General features: G+C 65.7%; 14 protein-coding genes. 6 read left to right on the top strand and 8 right to left on the bottom strand.

Annotation, left to right across the window (positions count from 1 at the left end; genetic code table 11):
• Nucleotide 1: 1 nt before the first annotated feature.
• The gene (locus tag WD006_RS25970; RefSeq protein ID WP_011518898.1) at nucleotides 2–1,168 is read right to left on the bottom strand and encodes an acyl-CoA dehydrogenase family protein; all 1,167 of its coding nucleotides are present in this window, start codon (nucleotides 1,166–1,168) and stop codon (nucleotides 2–4) included.
• A gap of 216 nt (nucleotides 1,169–1,384) precedes the next feature.
• Between WD006_RS25970 and WD006_RS25975 the strand changes: the two genes are divergently transcribed.
• From WD006_RS25975 to WD006_RS25990, 4 genes are all read left to right on the top strand, one after another.
• Complete coding sequence (locus WD006_RS25975) at nucleotides 1,385–2,440, top strand: MaoC family dehydratase (protein ID WP_080711526.1); 1,056 nt, start codon at nucleotides 1,385–1,387, stop codon at nucleotides 2,438–2,440.
• A gap of 118 nt (nucleotides 2,441–2,558) precedes the next feature.
• On the top strand, nucleotides 2,559–3,554 hold the full coding sequence (locus WD006_RS25980; RefSeq protein ID WP_375199017.1) for an HpcH/HpaI aldolase/citrate lyase family protein: 996 nt from the start codon (nucleotides 2,559–2,561) through the stop codon (nucleotides 3,552–3,554).
• Nucleotides 3,555–3,944: 390 nt separating this feature from the next.
• Entirely contained in the window at nucleotides 3,945–5,435 is a 1,491-nt protein-coding gene (locus tag WD006_RS25985; protein WP_011518901.1) for an aldehyde dehydrogenase, read from the top strand.
• A 36-nt stretch (nucleotides 5,436–5,471) separates the two neighbouring features.
• Nucleotides 5,472–6,353 carry an NAD(P)-dependent oxidoreductase gene (locus tag WD006_RS25990; protein ID WP_029309577.1) on the top strand — a complete coding sequence of 294 codons (882 nt, stop codon included), beginning with the start codon at nucleotides 5,472–5,474 and terminating at the stop codon, nucleotides 6,351–6,353.
• 77 nt (nucleotides 6,354–6,430) lie between these two features.
• Here WD006_RS25990 and WD006_RS25995 read toward each other — a convergent pair whose 3' ends face one another.
• Complete coding sequence (locus WD006_RS25995; RefSeq protein ID WP_049799804.1) at nucleotides 6,431–7,189, bottom strand: IclR family transcriptional regulator; 759 nt, start codon at nucleotides 7,187–7,189, stop codon at nucleotides 6,431–6,433.
• A gap of 322 nt (nucleotides 7,190–7,511) precedes the next feature.
• Between WD006_RS25995 and WD006_RS26000 the strand changes: the two genes are divergently transcribed.
• Both WD006_RS26000 and WD006_RS26005 read left to right on the top strand, forming a co-directional pair.
• Nucleotides 7,512–8,495 carry a tripartite tricarboxylate transporter substrate binding protein gene (locus tag WD006_RS26000; RefSeq protein WP_029309579.1) on the top strand — a complete coding sequence of 328 codons (984 nt, stop codon included), beginning with the start codon at nucleotides 7,512–7,514 and terminating at the stop codon, nucleotides 8,493–8,495.
• Nucleotides 8,496–8,662: 167 nt separating this feature from the next.
• The gene (locus tag WD006_RS26005; RefSeq protein WP_080711527.1) at nucleotides 8,663–9,181 is read left to right on the top strand and encodes a DUF1697 domain-containing protein; all 519 of its coding nucleotides are present in this window, start codon (nucleotides 8,663–8,665) and stop codon (nucleotides 9,179–9,181) included.
• A 107-nt stretch (nucleotides 9,182–9,288) separates the two neighbouring features.
• Here the strand turns inward: WD006_RS26005 and WD006_RS26010 are convergent, their stop codons facing one another.
• From WD006_RS26010 to WD006_RS26035, 6 genes are all read right to left on the bottom strand, one after another.
• Nucleotides 9,289–10,125, bottom strand: a complete 837-nt coding sequence (locus WD006_RS26010; RefSeq protein WP_029309581.1) for a carbon-nitrogen hydrolase family protein — start codon at nucleotides 10,123–10,125, stop codon at nucleotides 9,289–9,291.
• Entirely contained in the window at nucleotides 10,122–11,003 is an 882-nt protein-coding gene (locus WD006_RS26015) for a serine hydrolase (RefSeq protein ID WP_029309582.1), read from the bottom strand. Before WD006_RS26015 ends, WD006_RS26010 begins: the two co-directional genes overlap by 4 nt.
• Nucleotides 11,004–11,012: 9 nt before the next feature.
• Nucleotides 11,013–12,443 (bottom strand): hypothetical protein, encoded by a 1,431-nt coding sequence (locus WD006_RS26020; RefSeq protein ID WP_017511058.1) that lies wholly within the window; start codon nucleotides 12,441–12,443, stop codon nucleotides 11,013–11,015.
• A 114-nt stretch (nucleotides 12,444–12,557) separates the two neighbouring features.
• The gene (locus WD006_RS26025; RefSeq protein WP_008643254.1) at nucleotides 12,558–13,532 is read right to left on the bottom strand and encodes a Bug family tripartite tricarboxylate transporter substrate binding protein; all 975 of its coding nucleotides are present in this window, start codon (nucleotides 13,530–13,532) and stop codon (nucleotides 12,558–12,560) included.
• Between the two features lie 73 nt (nucleotides 13,533–13,605).
• The gene (locus tag WD006_RS26030; protein WP_029309584.1) at nucleotides 13,606–15,039 is read right to left on the bottom strand and encodes an N-acyl-D-amino-acid deacylase family protein; all 1,434 of its coding nucleotides are present in this window, start codon (nucleotides 15,037–15,039) and stop codon (nucleotides 13,606–13,608) included.
• A gap of 41 nt (nucleotides 15,040–15,080) precedes the next feature.
• Nucleotides 15,081–15,455: a RidA family protein gene (locus tag WD006_RS26035; protein ID WP_029309585.1), complete on the bottom strand. Its 375-nt coding sequence runs from the start codon at nucleotides 15,453–15,455 to the stop codon at nucleotides 15,081–15,083.
• Nucleotides 15,456–15,475: the final 20 nt, after the last annotated feature.

Here is a 15,475-nt window from a genome sequence, read left to right on the forward strand (position 1 = left end):
ATCAGGCTGCAACCTTGCCCAGCATGGCATCGGAGATGATGCGCATCTGGATCTCGGAGGTGCCTTCGAAAATCTTGGTCAGACGCGCATCGCGCCAGTAGCGCTCGGCCGCGAAGTGCGTGGTGTAGCCGGCGCCGCCATGGATCTGCAGCCCTTCGCTGGTCACGCGCTCGCACATCTCGCTGGCGAACAGCTTGACCATCGACGCCTCGGTGTCGGCGCGCACGCCTTCGTCGATCTTTTCGCACACGGTGTAGAGCAGGGCGCGGGATGCTTCGATCTGCGTCGCCATGTCGGCCAGCTTGAAGCGGATGGCCTGGAAGTTGCCGATCGGGGCGCCGAACTGGGCGCGGTCCTTCGCGTACTGGATCGAATCCTCGAGGCTGCCCTGGGCTAGCCCGATCGAGCGGGCCGCCGTGTGGGCGCGCGCCGTTTCCAGTCCGGCGGTGGTCAAGTAGAACGCTTTGCCTTCCTCGCCCACCATGCTCGAGTGCGGCACGCGGCAGTTGTCGAACGCCAGTTCCCAGGTGGTCCAGCCGTGGTAGCCGATTTTCGGGATGACGCTGCCTTTCACGCCTTCGGGCAGCTCGCCGCGCGGCTTTTCCACCAGGAATGCGGATAAGCCCTTGTGGCGCGCCTTCGGGTCGATCACAGGATCGGTGCGGCAGATCACCAGGATGAAGTCGGACTGGTCGGCGAACGTGCACCAGTACTTGTTGCCGGTGATGAGCCAGTCGTCGCCATCGCGCACGGCGCGGCAGGAGATGTTGGCCACGTCCGATCCGGCATTCGGCTCGGACAGCGAGAACGCACCCAGGAATTCGCCACGCGCCATGCGCGGCAGGTACTCGGCCTTCTTCTCGGGCGCCAGGCCCTTCAGCGCGCCGATCAGGCCATTGCCGCGGGCAATCAGGCTGCCCACGCTCATCCAGCCACGCGAAAGCTGCTCGGCCACGAGGCAGTACTCGTAGGCGCCCAGCCCAAGGCCACCGTACTCCTCGGGGATCAGGATGCCGAAGTAGCCAAGCTCGGCCATTTCGTCGATCAGGTCGCGCGGGATCTGGCCTTTTTCAGGGTCCAGCCTGTTGGCGATCGGCAGCACGCGCTCCATCGTGAACTGGCGCGCTGCCTCCTGAATCATGCGCCGCTCTTCGGTCAGTTTTTGCATCGACGACTCCTCACTTTCGCATTGGTTCGCTTATATGTACGGACATAGTAATCAGGGTATCCGGACTTTTGCAAGCGAAACTGTTGAGGCTGCTACGGAGGTAAGTGCGATATATGTGCGGTCTGACGGCCTGTACGCGGCCTTGGCGGCAAAGATCCCGGTTGACACTCGCGACTTTCGTTGCAATTATGTGCGTACAAATAAAACGGAATGGATATGGAGAAGTGCCGCAGCGGTAACTATTTCGAGGACTTCCGGGTCGGCATGAAGATCAGGCATGCCACGCCGCGCACGCTGACCGAAGGCGACCGGAGTCTGTACATCGGCCTGACCGGCAGCCGGGCGGCGCTGTGCACGGCCGAGACCAATGCACGCGATCTGGGGATGGAGCGACGGCCGCTGGAAGACCTGCTGGTGTTCAACACGGCGTTCGGCAAGACCGTGCCGGATATCTCGCTCAATGCGGTGGCCAACCTGGGCTATGCGGAGGTGCGCTTTCTCGCCCACGTGTATCCGGGCGACACGCTGGCGGTGGAATCCGAGGTTATCGGCCTGAAGGAGAACACCAGCCGCAAGAGCGGCGTGGTCTACGTGCGATCCATGGCGCGTAACCAGCACGGCCGCGAGGTGCTGAGCTGGGTGCGCTGGGTGATGGTGCACAAGCGGGACCACGGTGCGGCGTGCGCGGAAGCGGTGGTGCCGGCCACGCAGGCGGTGGTGCCGAGCGCATGGATGCGTCGCGACGACTACACCGCGCGCGTTCGCGAGATCACGGCGATGACCGGCTTTGCGGACCTGTGGGACGACTACGCAGTGGGCGAGCGCATCGAGCACCCGGGCGCGATGACGATCAACGACAGCGACCACAGCATCGCCACGCGCCTGTACCAGAACACGGCCCGCGCGCACTTCGACGGTCATGCCATGGCGGCCGGCGGTGGACGGCGGTTGGTCTATGGTGGCCACATCATTTCGGTATGCCGCGCGCTGTCGTACGACGGACTGGAGAACGCGCTGTCGATTCTCGCCATCAACGGCGGCAGCCACGTGAATCCGACCTATGCTGGCGACACCATTGCCTGCGCGACGCAGGTGATCGAGAAGCTCGACCTGGGGCAGGGCCATCTCGGCGGGCTGCGGCTGCGCATGATCGGCGTGAAGAACGTCAGCGCGGCATCCATCGCGTTCCCCGCGCCCGGCGAGAGCCGGACCGCGCATCCATCCAGCGTGGTGCTGGACCTGGACTACACCATCGCCATCCCAAGGCGGTAATGCCCGGGCGCCAATGCCGAGGTGGCAACGACAAGGCGGTAACGACAAGGAGCGGGGTAGTCCCCGGTCCGTCCGACCCATCAAGAACACGACACACGACACACACGAGAGACAAAGCATGACAACCGCGACACACCCGAGAGATGCCCTGTTTGCCGGCGAGAAAGCCTTTCCCGCGCTGGCCGCCTGCGAGCACTTTGCCGGTAGCGAAAAGCTGATCGGCAAGGCCATGGACCTGCAAGCGGAGTACGGTCCGGTATTCGACGTGACCTGCGACTGCGAGGACGGCGCCGCCACGGGGCAGGAACGCGAGCACGCGGAAATGGTAGCGAGGATGATCGCCTCCGACCGCAATCGCTTCGGGCGCGCCGGCGCGCGGATTCATGATCCGTCGCACCCGGCCTGGCGTCAGGACGTGGAGATCATCGTCGGGCAGGCTGGCGGCCGGCTGGCCTATATCACCGTGCTCAAGGCCACGCGTCATGAGCAGGTGGCGGAGGTCATCGCGTTTATCCGCGAGACCGCGCAACGTGCCGGGCTGGAGCGGCCGGTGCCGGTGCACGTGCTGATCGAAACCCACGGCGCGCTGCGCGACGTGTTCCCGATCGCCGGACTGCCGGACATTGAGGTGCTGGACTTCGGCCTGATGGACTTTGTCAGTGGCCATCACGGCGCGATTCCCGCTGCGGCGATGCGCAGCCCCGGCCAGTTCGAGCACGCGCTGCTGGCACGCGCCAAAGCCGACATGGTGGCTGCGGCGCTGACCAATGGCATCGTGCCTGCGCACAACGTCTGCCTGAACCTCAAGGACGCCGACGTGATTGGCGCCGACGCCAGCCGTGCGCGCAATCAGTTCGGCTTCCTGCGCATGTGGAGCATCTATCCCGCGCAGATCCTGCCGATCGTCAGCGCAATGCGCCCGGACTTTGCTGAGGTGGAGGACGCCGCCGGCATCCTGCTCGCCGCGCAGGATGCCGACTGGGGACCGATCCAGTACAAGGGCGAACTGCATGACCGTGCCACCTACCGTTATTTCTGGGAGGTGCTGGAGAAAGCCCGTGTCACGGGCATGGCGATGCCCGCGGAAGCGGAGCGCCGGTTTTTCGCTGCCTGACCTTCGCTACTCGACCTTCGCTACTCGACTTTCGGTATCCGACTTTCGCTGCCTGGCCTTCACGGCCTGACGCAGCGGTACCGGCGCCCGGGCGCGACCAGATTGGCCGCGCCCGGGCGCCGGTTGTCTTTTCGGCTGTCGCGCCTTGCCCCTTGGCATTTCCTGGCGTGGTTGACGTCCTCAGCCTTGCTCCCTCATAATTCTCTTTAGCAGAATTAACGTTCTTGTAGATAGAACGAAAAGGGAGTCTGCAAAAAGGAGACGCGACCGCACATGTCCATTGCGGCGCAACGTCACGCCGGTTGTGAGCAGCGGCTTCGAGACATTCTCGTCAGCACCGTCATCCGGCGTGCCGTACTCCTGGATTTCACAATCATTGGAGTCACGCAAATGCAGGATCAATCAGACCAGACCCGCGCTCTTTGGGTCGACGGCGTCAGTGTTTTCACCCCCGCGCGCACTTTCGATTCCGTCAATCCGGCCACGGGCGAGGTCAACTGGCAGGTCGCCTTTGCCACGGCCGAGCATGTGGCGGCTGCCGTCGCGTCCGCCAAGCGGGCGGTCAATGATCCGGCGTGGCGCAAGATGCTGCCCCACGTGCGGGCCGGCATCCTGATGCGGATTGCCGATGCCATGACAGCGCGCGCCGACGAGTTCGCGCGGCTGCAGATGCTTGAGAACGGCAAGGTCTGGTCGGAGTGCCGGGCCCAGGCCCTTTCCGCGGCCTCGACCTTCCGCTTCTATGCCAGTGCCTGCGAAACCCTCGGGTCGGAAGTGACGCCGTCGCGCGGCAACTATCTGTCGATGACGGCCTATGAACCCTATGGCGTCGTCGCCGCGATCACGCCGTGGAATTCCCCGTTGACGATGGAAGCGCAAAAGGTGGCCCCGGCCCTGGCCGCCGGCAACGCGGTGATTCTGAAACCCTCTGAAGTCACGCCGTCGGGCGCGTTGCTGCTGGCGCAGGTGGCGTTCGAGGCGGGCTTGCCCAAGGGCCTGCTCAACGTCGTCACCGGCGACGGCAGGGAGACCGGTACGGCGCTCGTCGAGCATCCTGATGTCCGCATGGTGTCGTTCACGGGCGGCACGGCCACCGGGCGCAGCATCGCCGGCATCGCCGCGCAGCGGCTCATCCCCGTAGCGCTCGAACTTGGTGGCAAGTCTCCGCACATCATTTTCGAGGACGCGAACATCGACGCCGCGATCAATGGCGTGGTCGATGGCATTTTCGAAGGCAGCGGCCAGTCGTGCGTCGCAGGGTCGCGGCTCTTCGTGCAGCGTTCGATCTACGACAAGGCCGTGGGTTTGCTGGTCGAACGCGCCCGCGCGTTGCGTGTTGGCCTGCCAGACGTCGCGGGCTCGCAACTGGGCCCGCTCGCGGGCTTCGCGCATCGCGATCGCGTCGAACGCTTCGTCAGCATCGCGCGCGAGGAAGGCGGCCAGATTCTCGCTGGCGGCCGCCGGCCGCCCGAGGCGGCGCTGCAGGCTGGCGCGTTCTTCGAGCCGACCGTGATCGGTGGGTTGTCCAATAGCGCGACTGCGGTGCAGCAGGAAATCTTCGGGCCAGTGCTTTGCGTCCTGCCTTTCGGCGACGAGGATGACCTGATCGCGCAGGCCAACGACTCGGCCTTCGGTCTTGCCTCCGGCATCTGGACGGCAAACTACCAGCGTGCATGGCGCGTGGCGCGGGCGCTGGAGACCGGACTGGTCTGGATCAATACGTACAAACAGTTGTCGATCGCCACGCCGTTCGGCGGCTTCAAGGACAGCGGCATCGGGCGGGAGAAAGGCGTCAACGGTGTGCGCCTCTACCAGCAAAGCAAAGGCATCTACTGGAGCATGGACGAGAAGAACTTCCCGTCCGACGGGGCCCTGGCCTGACGTCTACCAGTTTCCAGATCAGGAGCGCATCAAATCATGCAGGCAATCAAGACTATTGGATTTATCGGTGTTGGCGTCATGGGCGAGCCTATGTGCCGCCACCTGGCGCAGAAGAGCGGAGCGACCGTCCTCGCGTGCGACCGGGATGCCGCGCCGCTGGCGCGTCTGGCCGCATGCGGCGTGCGCGCCGCGACGATGGCGGAGGTCTCTGCGCAGGCGGACATCGTCTTCCTGTCGCTGCCCTCCGGCGAGGTGGTCGAATCGGTGGTGCTGGGCGAAAACGGCCTGCTGGCCGGTGGCCGCGCCGGTCAGATCATCGTCGACCTGAGCACGTCCACGATGAACACGGCACGCAAGGCTGCGGAGGCCATGGCGGCCAGGGGCATGAAGTTTGCCGATGCGCCGGTCATGCGCACGCGTGCAGCGGCCGAAGCCGGCACGCTGGCGGTGCCGGTGGGCGCTGACGACGCGCTGTTCGCGCTGGTTGCCCCGTTCATCCGCATGTTCGCCTCGGATGTCGTCCATGCCGGTGGCGTGGGCGCGGGGCAGGTCGTGAAGATCCTCAACAACATGGTGCTCTACGAGACCGTGCTCGCACTGTCTGAAGCGCGTGCGATCGGCGTGCGAGCCGGTCTTTCGCCGCAGGGGCTTTTCGAGGCGCTTTCCATTGGTTCGGCCGACAGCTTCGCGCTGCGCAATCACGGCATGAAGGCGATTGCGCCCCAGGTCTTTCCGGAGCGCGCATTCCCGGTGACCTACGCGCGCAAGGACATCAGCTATGCCGTAGCCCTGGCTGACCAATTGGGTGTGGAAGCCACTGGCGCGAAGAACCTGATGAACTGTCTCGATCAGGCCATCGAGGCTGGCCACGGCGACAAGTACGCACCGGCCATCAGCCTGGTATTCGAAGGCAAGTAACTCGGGGACGAAAGCGGCGGAAGTCGCTGGCGAGGGGGCTCTGGCCACGACGCAAAAACGTGGCCAGAGCGTGCCGATCAGGCGCGGCGCTTCGCGGCTTTTGGCGCATCCGGAGCGGCATCGTCCGGCCAGCGGCCACCGAGTGCCTGGGTTGCCCTGCTGGCCGCCTCGAGCAGCAGGTCCGTCATGCGGTTCACGGCGAGTTCGGAGAAGCGCTCGAGCGGACCGGACAGGGAGAGGGCGCCGAGCAGCGTATTGCCAGGCCCGAATACGGGACTGGAGATGGCGCCGCACAGCGGATCGCGCTCGCCGAACGAGGTGAACACCACCGGGGTGTCCGCGGTGGCGGGCGCTCCGGCGCCGTAGGCAATCAGTACCTTGCCGGGCGCGCCCTTGCGCAGGGGTAGGACGTCTCCGACGCGCACGCGGTCGAGCGTGGAGTGGGAGGAGTCGATGCGCAGCAGGCAAATGCGGTTGTCCGGACCGTGCGGCACATGGAACGACGGGCTTTCGGTCCCTTTAGACACCAGCCATTCCATGACCGGATAGATGGCCTCCTGCAATCCGTGACTTGCCTCGAAGGCGCGCCCGAACAGGAAGGCCAGCGAGCCAAGCGTGTAGCGCTTGTCGGGCCGTTGCACGACCAGGCTGCTCCGTTCGAGCGAGGCCAGCAGACGTAGCAGCGTGCTCTTGTACATGCCGGTCGCCCGTGCCAGGTCGGCAAGGGTCTGCGGCGCGCCAGCCTGGGCCAGCGCAACAGCGATGGCAAATGCGCGGTCGACTGCCGCAACACCGTCGGTTTGACCTGCAGCCGCGTCGGGAGGAGTTTGCAACATGTCTGAAGTGGAAGAAGTGAAAAGACAGGGTCGGCGGGCTACATAGCGCTGGCTGCCGACTGGCTGCCATGGGCTCAACAGAATACCGGTTCTGCCGCAAAGGCACGTTGCCTCGTGGCGGCCGCAAATTTTAGCTTGGCGCGCTCCCGTAGTGGACGACTTCTGATCCATTATTCGGCTAGAATTCTGTTCAGAAGAATAAATATTCCGTTCGACGGAACAAGACGGCTGGATCGCGGGCTCCATGGCTGAGTGGCGTTCCAGTTGTTTTTGAACAGGCGATACCCATCGCCCACCGCAAGAAGCAGTTAGGAGACTTAGGATGAATATTCGCAATCGGGTCGCAGGCTTGCTCGCCTGTCTTGGCGTGCTTTCCGTTTCGGGCACTGGAGCCGCGAATGCGGCGGACGCCCCGGCATTTCCGACCAAGCCGGTGTCGATCGTGGTGCCGTACGCCGCCGGTGGCGCCACCGACATCATTGCCAGGCTGATCGGCAAGCGCCTGGGCGAAGTGTGGAAGCAGCCCGTCGTCGTCGTGAACAAGCCCGGCGCTGGGACTGTGCTCGGCGCGGGCTTCGTGGCGAAGTCTCCGGGCGATGGCTACACCCTCTACATGACGACCGCGGCCCATACCATCAGCGGTAGCCTGTATCGGTCCCTTCCCTACGACCCGGTCAAGGACTTCGCCCCGATCAACCTGTCGGCGATTGTCCCGCTGGTGCTCGTGGTCGGACCGACCGTCCCCGCCAAGGATCTCCCCGAACTGCTGGCGTACGCGCGCAGCCATCCGGGCGCGACGTATGCCTCGCCCGGTAACGGTTCACCGCAGCATCTGGCGGGCGCGCTGTTCAAGTCGAAGGCTGGTCTGGAGCTGACGCATGTCCCCTACAAGGGCGATGCGCCGATGCTGTCCGACCTGATGGGCGGGCAGGTGCAGATGGCGTTCGTCACGCTGTCATCGGCGCTGCCGCATATCAAATCCGGCAAGCTCCGCGCGATTGCGCTGGCCCATTCGAAGCGCAGCCCGACGTTGCCGAACGTGCCGACGTTTACGCAGGCTGGCCTGCCGTTCCAGGCGGCCACGTGGTTCGGTCTCTTCAGCCCGGCGACCACGCCGCCCGGCCTGCGTCAGAAGATCAACGAGGACGTGACGCGCATCGTGGCGGAGCCCGCCACGCGTGCCAGCATCGAGGACCTGGGCGGCGACGCGGTCAACGAAGGACCGAAGGAGTTCTCGGCATTCATCGATAGCGAGAGCAAGCGTTGGGCCGAAGCGGTGAAAGTTTCCGGCGCGCAGGTCGACTGATTCGTCGACTGATCCGACAATTGATCTGATACTCGGCGGGCATCGCATGCAATGGGCGATGTCCCGCGCCTTTAGTGGCGCGACGCCGCCGGAAGTGGGCCTGGTGGGCGTAGACTGCGTGTCACGCCAATCGTGAGCGGCTGCCCGGCAGCCATCAAGAGATCACCATGCCCCGATACGTCGCCTTTCTTCGCGGTGTCAGTCCGATGAACGCCCGGATGCCCGAGCTCAAGCATTGCTTCGAAGCGGCGGGCTTCTCCGAGGTTCGGACGTTGTTGTCCAGCGGGAACGTCGTGTTCGACGCGCGTTTGGCGTCCACCACAGCGCTGGAGCGACGCGCCGAGAAGGCCATGCACGCCGAGTTGGGTCATAGCTTCGGCACGTTCATTCGGCCCGCCGGCTATCTCCGGGACCTGATCGAGGCCGATCCATTTGCCGAGTTTGACCTGGCGCCCGGGGCCAAGCGGGTCGTCACCTTTCTCCGCAGTCCGGTGGCGCCCGAAATCACACTGCCAATCGAGCGCGACGGCGCCAGCATCATCAAGGCGAGCGCGGCGGAAGTCTTCAGTGCATATTTGCCGGATCCGAAGAAAGGACCGGTATTCATGACGCTGCTCGAGCGCTCGTTCGGGAAGGACATCACCACGCGCACGCTGGACACCGTCATCAAGTGCGCGCGGGCCTAGAGACACATCAGAACGATTCTGGCGTACCTGTACTGTCTGCGGCCGCGCGTCCAGCCAGAGCCGCTTCGCCCCATTTTGATAGCGTCTCTTGGACGCGGGGCCAGGGCTCAGCCTGAGTTTTGAATGCCGCCGAAATACAGGTCCGTGCGGCGATGCTCCCATGCCGGTAGCGCCTCGCGCAGGCCGGCCACGCGCTCTGTATCGAGTTCGGCGGTGATGAAGCCGGTGGTGTCGGGCATACAGGCCAGCACGGTGCCCCAGGGGTCAATGATCATGCTGCGCCCCAGGCAGGGCAGGGCGGGTCCCGGGCCGCCGATCTGCGCGGCGGCTATCACGTAGCACTGGTTTTCGATGGCGCGGGCCCGCAGCAGCGTCTCCCAGTGGTCGCGTCCGGTGTGCACGTTGAAAGCGGCGGGCACCAGCAGCACGTTGGCGCCGCGTGCGCGCAGGGTCCGGTACAACTCGCCGAAGCGCAGGTCGTAGCAGATGCTCAGACCCAGGGTCAGGCCGGCAGCGTCCACGGTATGCAGGCCGTCCCCCGGCGCGAAGTCGGCTGACTCGCGATAGGGTTTGCCATTCACCACGGCGTCGTACAGGTGCACCTTGCGATAGCGTGCGGCAATGCCGCCATCTGGCGCGAACGTGATGCCGCTATTGCCGAGGCGGGTCTCGCCTGGCAGGCGTTCATGCATCGAGCCCAGATGAATCCAGCAACCGGTGCGTTGCGCCAGCGAGGCGATGTGCTCGGAGACTGGGCCCGGAACCGCGCTGGCGGCCGCCTGTAGCGCGTTGGCATCGCCGCGGACATCGCTGTACTCCGGTGTGACGATCAGTTTCGCGCCGTCCGCCGCGGCGGCAAGAATCCAGTGTTCGAGTGCCGCCAGGTTGGCCTCGCGGTCCTGCCGGCTGTCGATCTGGATGGCAGCGACTTTTATCCGCATCATTCCGCTCCGTTCTCGTCTTGCTGCGCGGCAAGCGCCTGCGCCACGATCCGCGCCGCTTCGGCCAGCCATTGCGCGCCATCGCCACCGTGCAGCGTCTGCGCGGTGCGCGCGTCGGTGAAACCGTCGGCCAGTACGGCCAGCACGACGCTGTAGGCGCCTACGGTCAGAATGCCGGCGTCGTGACGAAGGCCGGGCAACTGTCCGGTCTTGTTGGCCAGCATGGCATCGGCTGGCAGCGCCGCGCCGAAATGGGCGCGCTCGCGCTGATCGGCCAGCAGCCCCAGTGCGAAGTCACGCAGCGGGGCTGGCAACGATCCATCACGCAGCAGCCTGCACAGCGAGGCCGCAGCGTCGCTGGCGCTCGTGAAGTTGTCCAGCCCTGCGGCGCGCGCGGCGGCGTCCATCATGCGACGCTGCAGCCGCGTCTGCCCGAGTCCCGCGCGATCGCACCAGTCGTTCACGCCCTCGAAGCCGAGCAATTCGATCAGCGCATTGGTCGCCAGGTTGTCGCTCAGCACGATCATCAGCCGCGCCAGTTCCGCCAGCGTCAGGCTCTGGACACTCGGCAACTGGCTGAGGATGCCAGTACCGCCCACGCGCTCGAGTCCGTCCAGAGAGAAGCGTTGCTCAAGCTGCAGATGACCCTGCGCCACCTGTTCCAGCAGCGTGAACAGGATCGGCAGCTTGATGATGCTGGCCGATGGCTGCACGCGCTCGGCCTCGCGCTCCAGCACCACCTTGCCATCGGCAAGCCGCAGGCTGATCGCGACGCGTGCCTGCGTGCCGGCCAGCAGCGGTGCCAGCGCGGTTTCTACCCGCGCGCGAAGCGCGGCCGCATCGGGAATCCGGCTACCTAGCGGAAATGCCACGAGTTCCATATCGCCTCCTCAGACCAGCAAGAAGAACAGCCCAGAGAACAGACAGAGATTCACGATGATCACCGCCCAGCCGTTGTAGAGCATGTACTTTAGCTGGGTCGAACGGGCCAGGCCCATCTGTCCGAACATGTCGGAGGTAGGGAAGGGGCCGAACCAGTCAATCTGCGAGCTGCCGAGGATCACGGCGGTCGTGGCCGCGGGGCCGACGCCGGCGGCGGCCAGCAGCGGGCCGAAGATCTTGGCCGTGAAGGTCATCTGCGCGACTGCCGCGCCGGGGATGTGTCCAATCACGTTGAACCACAGAATGATCACGCACAGCATGGCGCCGCCGATGCCTGCCAGGTGCGGGCTGGCGATGTCGAGCAGTGCGTGGTAGGCGTTGAGCTTGTCCACCAGCACCAGCACGGGGTTGAACAGCCAGAACAGGAAGAAGATCCAGATCAGCTTGCCCGCGCCGGCATACATCGCCTGGAGGATGGCACGCGGACCCATGCCGCCGGCCAGGCCGGTGGTGGCGGCCAGCGACACCATGACGATGATGGCGAAGGCAAAGCCGGCCTTGACGATCACGCCGGCCGTGGCCAGCCCGATGATGGTCAGGCAGAACGCCCATGCGGCGCGTACTGCCGTGCGCGGTGGCGTGGCGGACAGGTCGAACGCGGCGATGCCGTTCTTGGCTTCGTCGTACTGGTGCTCGGCCTCGGTCATCTTCTGGATGCGGCCCGACATGAACCAGCCGCTGGCGAGCGTGGCCGCCGCCATCGGGATGCCGGCCACCATCAGGTATTCCGGGTAGCTCAGGCCGGTCAGCCCCAGCACGGTCACGACGTTGGGCGTGAACGGTCCGAGCACCAGGCCGGCGGAACCCGCGGTCTGGAACAGCGCGGCCACCGCCGGCGGCGACAGGCGCACCGCCGCGGCGATCGGGATCACCACGGCGGCAATGATGGCGTTACCGCCGGCCAGCGTGCCCAGCGCGCCGCAGATCAGCGTGGAGGTGACCATGATGCCGAGGCGCACGCGTACCTGATTGGACAAGCCGATACGCCGCACAATGGCGCGCACCAGTTGCTCGGCGGCGCCCGTGCGCGAGGCCACTTCGCCCACGCCGGCGCCCAGCACGATGATCAGGCCGACAACCGCGATAAAGGAGCCGAGCGAGTCGGCCAGCAGTTTTCCCATGCCCACCGGCGTCGTGCCGGTCATGATCGCGCCGAGCACGATGGCGGCGATGGTCGACAGCACGATGTCAACGCCGAGCAGCGCGATGATGGCGAACACGAGCACGGGCGTCAGGCCCCAGAGGCTCGTCTCGCCGGGCATGGCCAGGTGCGTGTACAGGGCGATTGCCAGACCCGCCACGAACACCGCGATCGCCGCGATGCGCCGACTCGGCTGCAGGTCTGAGGAAGTGGGGGCTTTGCTTGCTACTGATGTCATGTGCCGGCTCCTGCCTGCTCTCGTCTTATCTTTGTGTTGTCTTGTATTGCTGGACGGGCAGGCCTCTGCCGGCGCTGCCCGCTCCCGTCCCTGTGCCTGCGATGTTTGCGAGGCTTACTGCGGCGTGATGCCAGCCTTGCGGATCACCGTGCCCCAACGCTCGTATTCCTGACGGATCTGGCGGGCAAAGGCATCCGGCCCGACCGAGACCGGGAAGGCGCCGGCATCGACAAGGCGCTGCCGCGTGTTGGCATCGGCCAGCGCCGCCTGGAAGGCCTCCACCAGGCGGGTGCGAACCTCCGGCGGCAACTTTGCCGGCGCTACCACGCCATACCAGGCGCTGACGTCATAGTCCTTGTAGCCCTGCTCTGCGAAGGTCGGGACGTCGGGCAGCTTGTCGTTGCGTTGCGTGCCGGTGATGGCGAGCGCGCGCAGCTTGCCCGCCTTGATGAATGGCAGGGACGACGGGAAGTTGTCGAAGATGACCTTGACGTTGCCGCCGATCGCATCGTTGAGCGCCGGCGCCGAGCCCTTGTAGGGCACGCTGATCATGTTGGCGTCGTTGAGTTGCAGGAACCAGGCCATGCCGAGGTCGTTGATGCCTCCGGCACCGGCGTTGGCGTAGCTTTCCTTGCCGGGGTGCTTCTTCGTGTAGTCCACGAACTCCTTCAGCGTGCGGGCCGGGAAGCCGGGGTGCACGCTGAGGATGTTGGGGCTGCTGACCAGATTGACGACCGGCGTGAAGTCCTTGACCGGGTCATAGGGCGGCTTGGCCAGCAGATGCGGCGCGGTGCCGTGCGTGCTGACCGTGGCGAGGCCGAGCGTGTAGCCATCGGCCTTGGCGCGCGCCACGGCATTCATGCCGATCGTGCCGGCCGCGCCGACGCGGTTGTCGACCACAATCTGCTGGCCCAGGATCTCCGAAGCCTTGCTGGCAACGATACGTCCCACGACGTCGGTTGGCCCCCCGGCGGAAAAGGGGATGACCAGTGTGATCGGCCGGTCGGGATAGGCGGCGTGCGCCAGCGTGGCGGTGCCCAGCGCGATGGCGCCGAGGACGGGCGCCAGAAGGAAGTGTCTGCGTTTCAAGTTGGGTCTCCTCGTGATTCTTGTCAGGATGGATGTTGTCGGGGGCGGCGGGCCGGTAGTCGGGTCGTCCGGCTCAATGGCGCAGGAACTGTCCGGCGGCAGCGCCGGTGGCGCCATCCGGGCCCCAGACCTGCACGCCGTTGACATAGACCGCTTCGATGCCGGCCGACGGCTCGCACGGCTGCGTGTAGTCGGCGCGGTCGATCACCTGTTCGGGATCGAACAGCACCAGATCGGCGGCGTAGCCCACTTCCAGCACCCCACGCCCGGGCAGACCAAAGACCGAGGCTGGCAGCGACGTCATGCGGCGCACGGCGTCTTCGAGCGTCAACAGGCCCAGTTCGCGGGCGTAGTGGCCGAGCACGCGCGGAAAGCTGCCCCAGAGCCGTGGGTGCGGGTAAGGGCCGGGAATGCCATCCGAGCCGATCATCGTGCGCGGGTGAGAGAGCACGCGGCGCAGGTCGCCCTCATCCATCTGGAAATAGATCGCGGTGGCCGGTCCGAGCCGGGCGGCAGCTTCCTCCAGCGATACATTCCAGTCGGCGGCGATGGCCGACAGGTCCCGGCGTGCCTGCTCGGGATACGGCTGCGAACTCGTGACGATGATCCGTTCCGCCTCGCCGACGAACTCGGGCAGCAGCACCGTGGAGCTGGCCGTGTAGGGGTAGACGTCGAGGGATACGTCCTGGGTGGCCAGCGCCTTGTCGATCAGGCTCAGGGTGACGGTGGTCTTGCCGAAGTTCTTGCGCCCGATGCATTTGTGGTGCGAGATCACGACGGGTAGCGCGGCTTCGCGGCCGATCTCCAGCGTTTCGCCAACGGCCTCGATGACCTGGTCGCGCTCGCTGCGCATATGGGTGGTGTAGATCGCGCCCGGGTGACGCGCGGTCACGCGCGCCAGGGCCACCACTTCGGCGGTTGGCGCTGCGCGGCTTGCCGGATAGCTGAGGCCGGTGCTCATGCCCAGGCCGCCATCGGTCAGCGCCTGGTCGAGCATCGCGGCCATCGCCTCGATTTCCTCGGCGGTGGCGGCACGCGTGGTATCGGTCATCGCGCCCGCGCGCAGCGTGCTGTGGCCCACCAGCAGACCAACGTTGACGCTGGGTGGCGAGGCCTCCAGCGCGCGCCGGTAGTCGGCGACGGAGGGAAAGCGGTAGTCCGAGACCTCGCCCAGCAGCATCAGCGGCTGCGGCAGGCCGTGGGTAGGCGTTAGCGGCGCGATGCTGATGCCGCAGTTGCCGGCAATCACGCTCGTCACGCCCTGGCTGGTCTTGGCCGGCATTGCAGGCGTGCTGAGCAGGGCGCTGTCATCGTGCGTGTGCACGTCGATGAAGCCGGGCGCCAGCACATGGCCGGTTGCGTCGACCGTATGCGCGGCCTGCCAGCCGGAGCAGTCACCGAGCGCGACAATGCGTCCGTCCGTCACGGCCAGCGCGCCGGTACGACGTGTGGCGCCGGTACCATCGATCAACGTGGCGTTGGTGAACAACAGGTCGCAGGATGGCATGGGATCAGTCCTTCGGAGATAAGCGTTGGCGCGGGGGTGACTCAGCCGAGTGCCGCGTAGGCGAGGATCTCGACCAGCATCTCGGGCCGCCCGAAACCCACGGTCACGATGGCCGCGCGGTTGGGATAGGGTGCCGGAATCATCTCCGCATAGACCCGGTTGAAGACGGCGAGATCGGCACGGTCGGTCACATAGACGATGACCTGGGTCAGGTCGGCAAGGCTACCACCGGCCGCATCCAGCGTCTGCTTCAGGTTCTGCAGCGTCTGGCGCGCCTGCGCTTCCATGCCGCCTTCCACCACGTTGCCGTCGGCGCCGGTCGGGATCTGCGTGGTGAACAGGATGCCGTTGCCCAGTACCGCCCATTCGACGGGAGCAGCGGATCGAGGCAGGCCGGTATCGATGATCTGTTTCATGGTGTGTTGCGGGTATCGGT

The sequence above is a fragment of the Cupriavidus sp. Met-2 genome, from assembly GCF_049843575.1.
Classification (GTDB): Bacteria; Pseudomonadota; Gammaproteobacteria; order Burkholderiales; family Burkholderiaceae; genus Cupriavidus; species Cupriavidus metallidurans.

What these genes read in the sequence shown, in the direction of transcription:
- WD006_RS25970 (WP_011518898.1), bottom strand. Translation starts at nt 1,168, where the DNA reads ATGCAAAAACTGACCGAAGAGCGGCGCATGATTCAGGAGGCAGCGCGC.
- WD006_RS25975 (WP_080711526.1), top strand. Translation starts at nt 1,385, where the DNA reads ATGGAGAAGTGCCGCAGCGGTAACTATTTCGAGGACTTCCGGGTCGGC.
- WD006_RS25980 (WP_375199017.1), top strand. Translation starts at nt 2,559, where the DNA reads ATGACAACCGCGACACACCCGAGAGATGCCCTGTTTGCCGGCGAGAAA.
- WD006_RS25985 (WP_011518901.1), top strand. Translation starts at nt 3,945, where the DNA reads ATGCAGGATCAATCAGACCAGACCCGCGCTCTTTGGGTCGACGGCGTC.
- WD006_RS25990 (WP_029309577.1), top strand. Translation starts at nt 5,472, where the DNA reads ATGCAGGCAATCAAGACTATTGGATTTATCGGTGTTGGCGTCATGGGC.
- WD006_RS25995 (WP_049799804.1), bottom strand. Translation starts at nt 7,189, where the DNA reads ATGTTGCAAACTCCTCCCGACGCGGCTGCAGGTCAAACCGACGGTGTT.
- WD006_RS26000 (WP_029309579.1), top strand. Translation starts at nt 7,512, where the DNA reads ATGAATATTCGCAATCGGGTCGCAGGCTTGCTCGCCTGTCTTGGCGTG.
- WD006_RS26005 (WP_080711527.1), top strand. Translation starts at nt 8,663, where the DNA reads ATGCCCCGATACGTCGCCTTTCTTCGCGGTGTCAGTCCGATGAACGCC.
- WD006_RS26010 (WP_029309581.1), bottom strand. Translation starts at nt 10,125, where the DNA reads ATGATGCGGATAAAAGTCGCTGCCATCCAGATCGACAGCCGGCAGGAC.
- WD006_RS26015 (WP_029309582.1), bottom strand. Translation starts at nt 11,003, where the DNA reads ATGGAACTCGTGGCATTTCCGCTAGGTAGCCGGATTCCCGATGCGGCC.
- WD006_RS26020 (WP_017511058.1), bottom strand. Translation starts at nt 12,443, where the DNA reads ATGACATCAGTAGCAAGCAAAGCCCCCACTTCCTCAGACCTGCAGCCG.
- WD006_RS26030 (WP_029309584.1), bottom strand. Translation starts at nt 15,039, where the DNA reads ATGCCATCCTGCGACCTGTTGTTCACCAACGCCACGTTGATCGATGGT.
- WD006_RS26035 (WP_029309585.1), bottom strand. Translation starts at nt 15,455, where the DNA reads ATGAAACAGATCATCGATACCGGCCTGCCTCGATCCGCTGCTCCCGTC.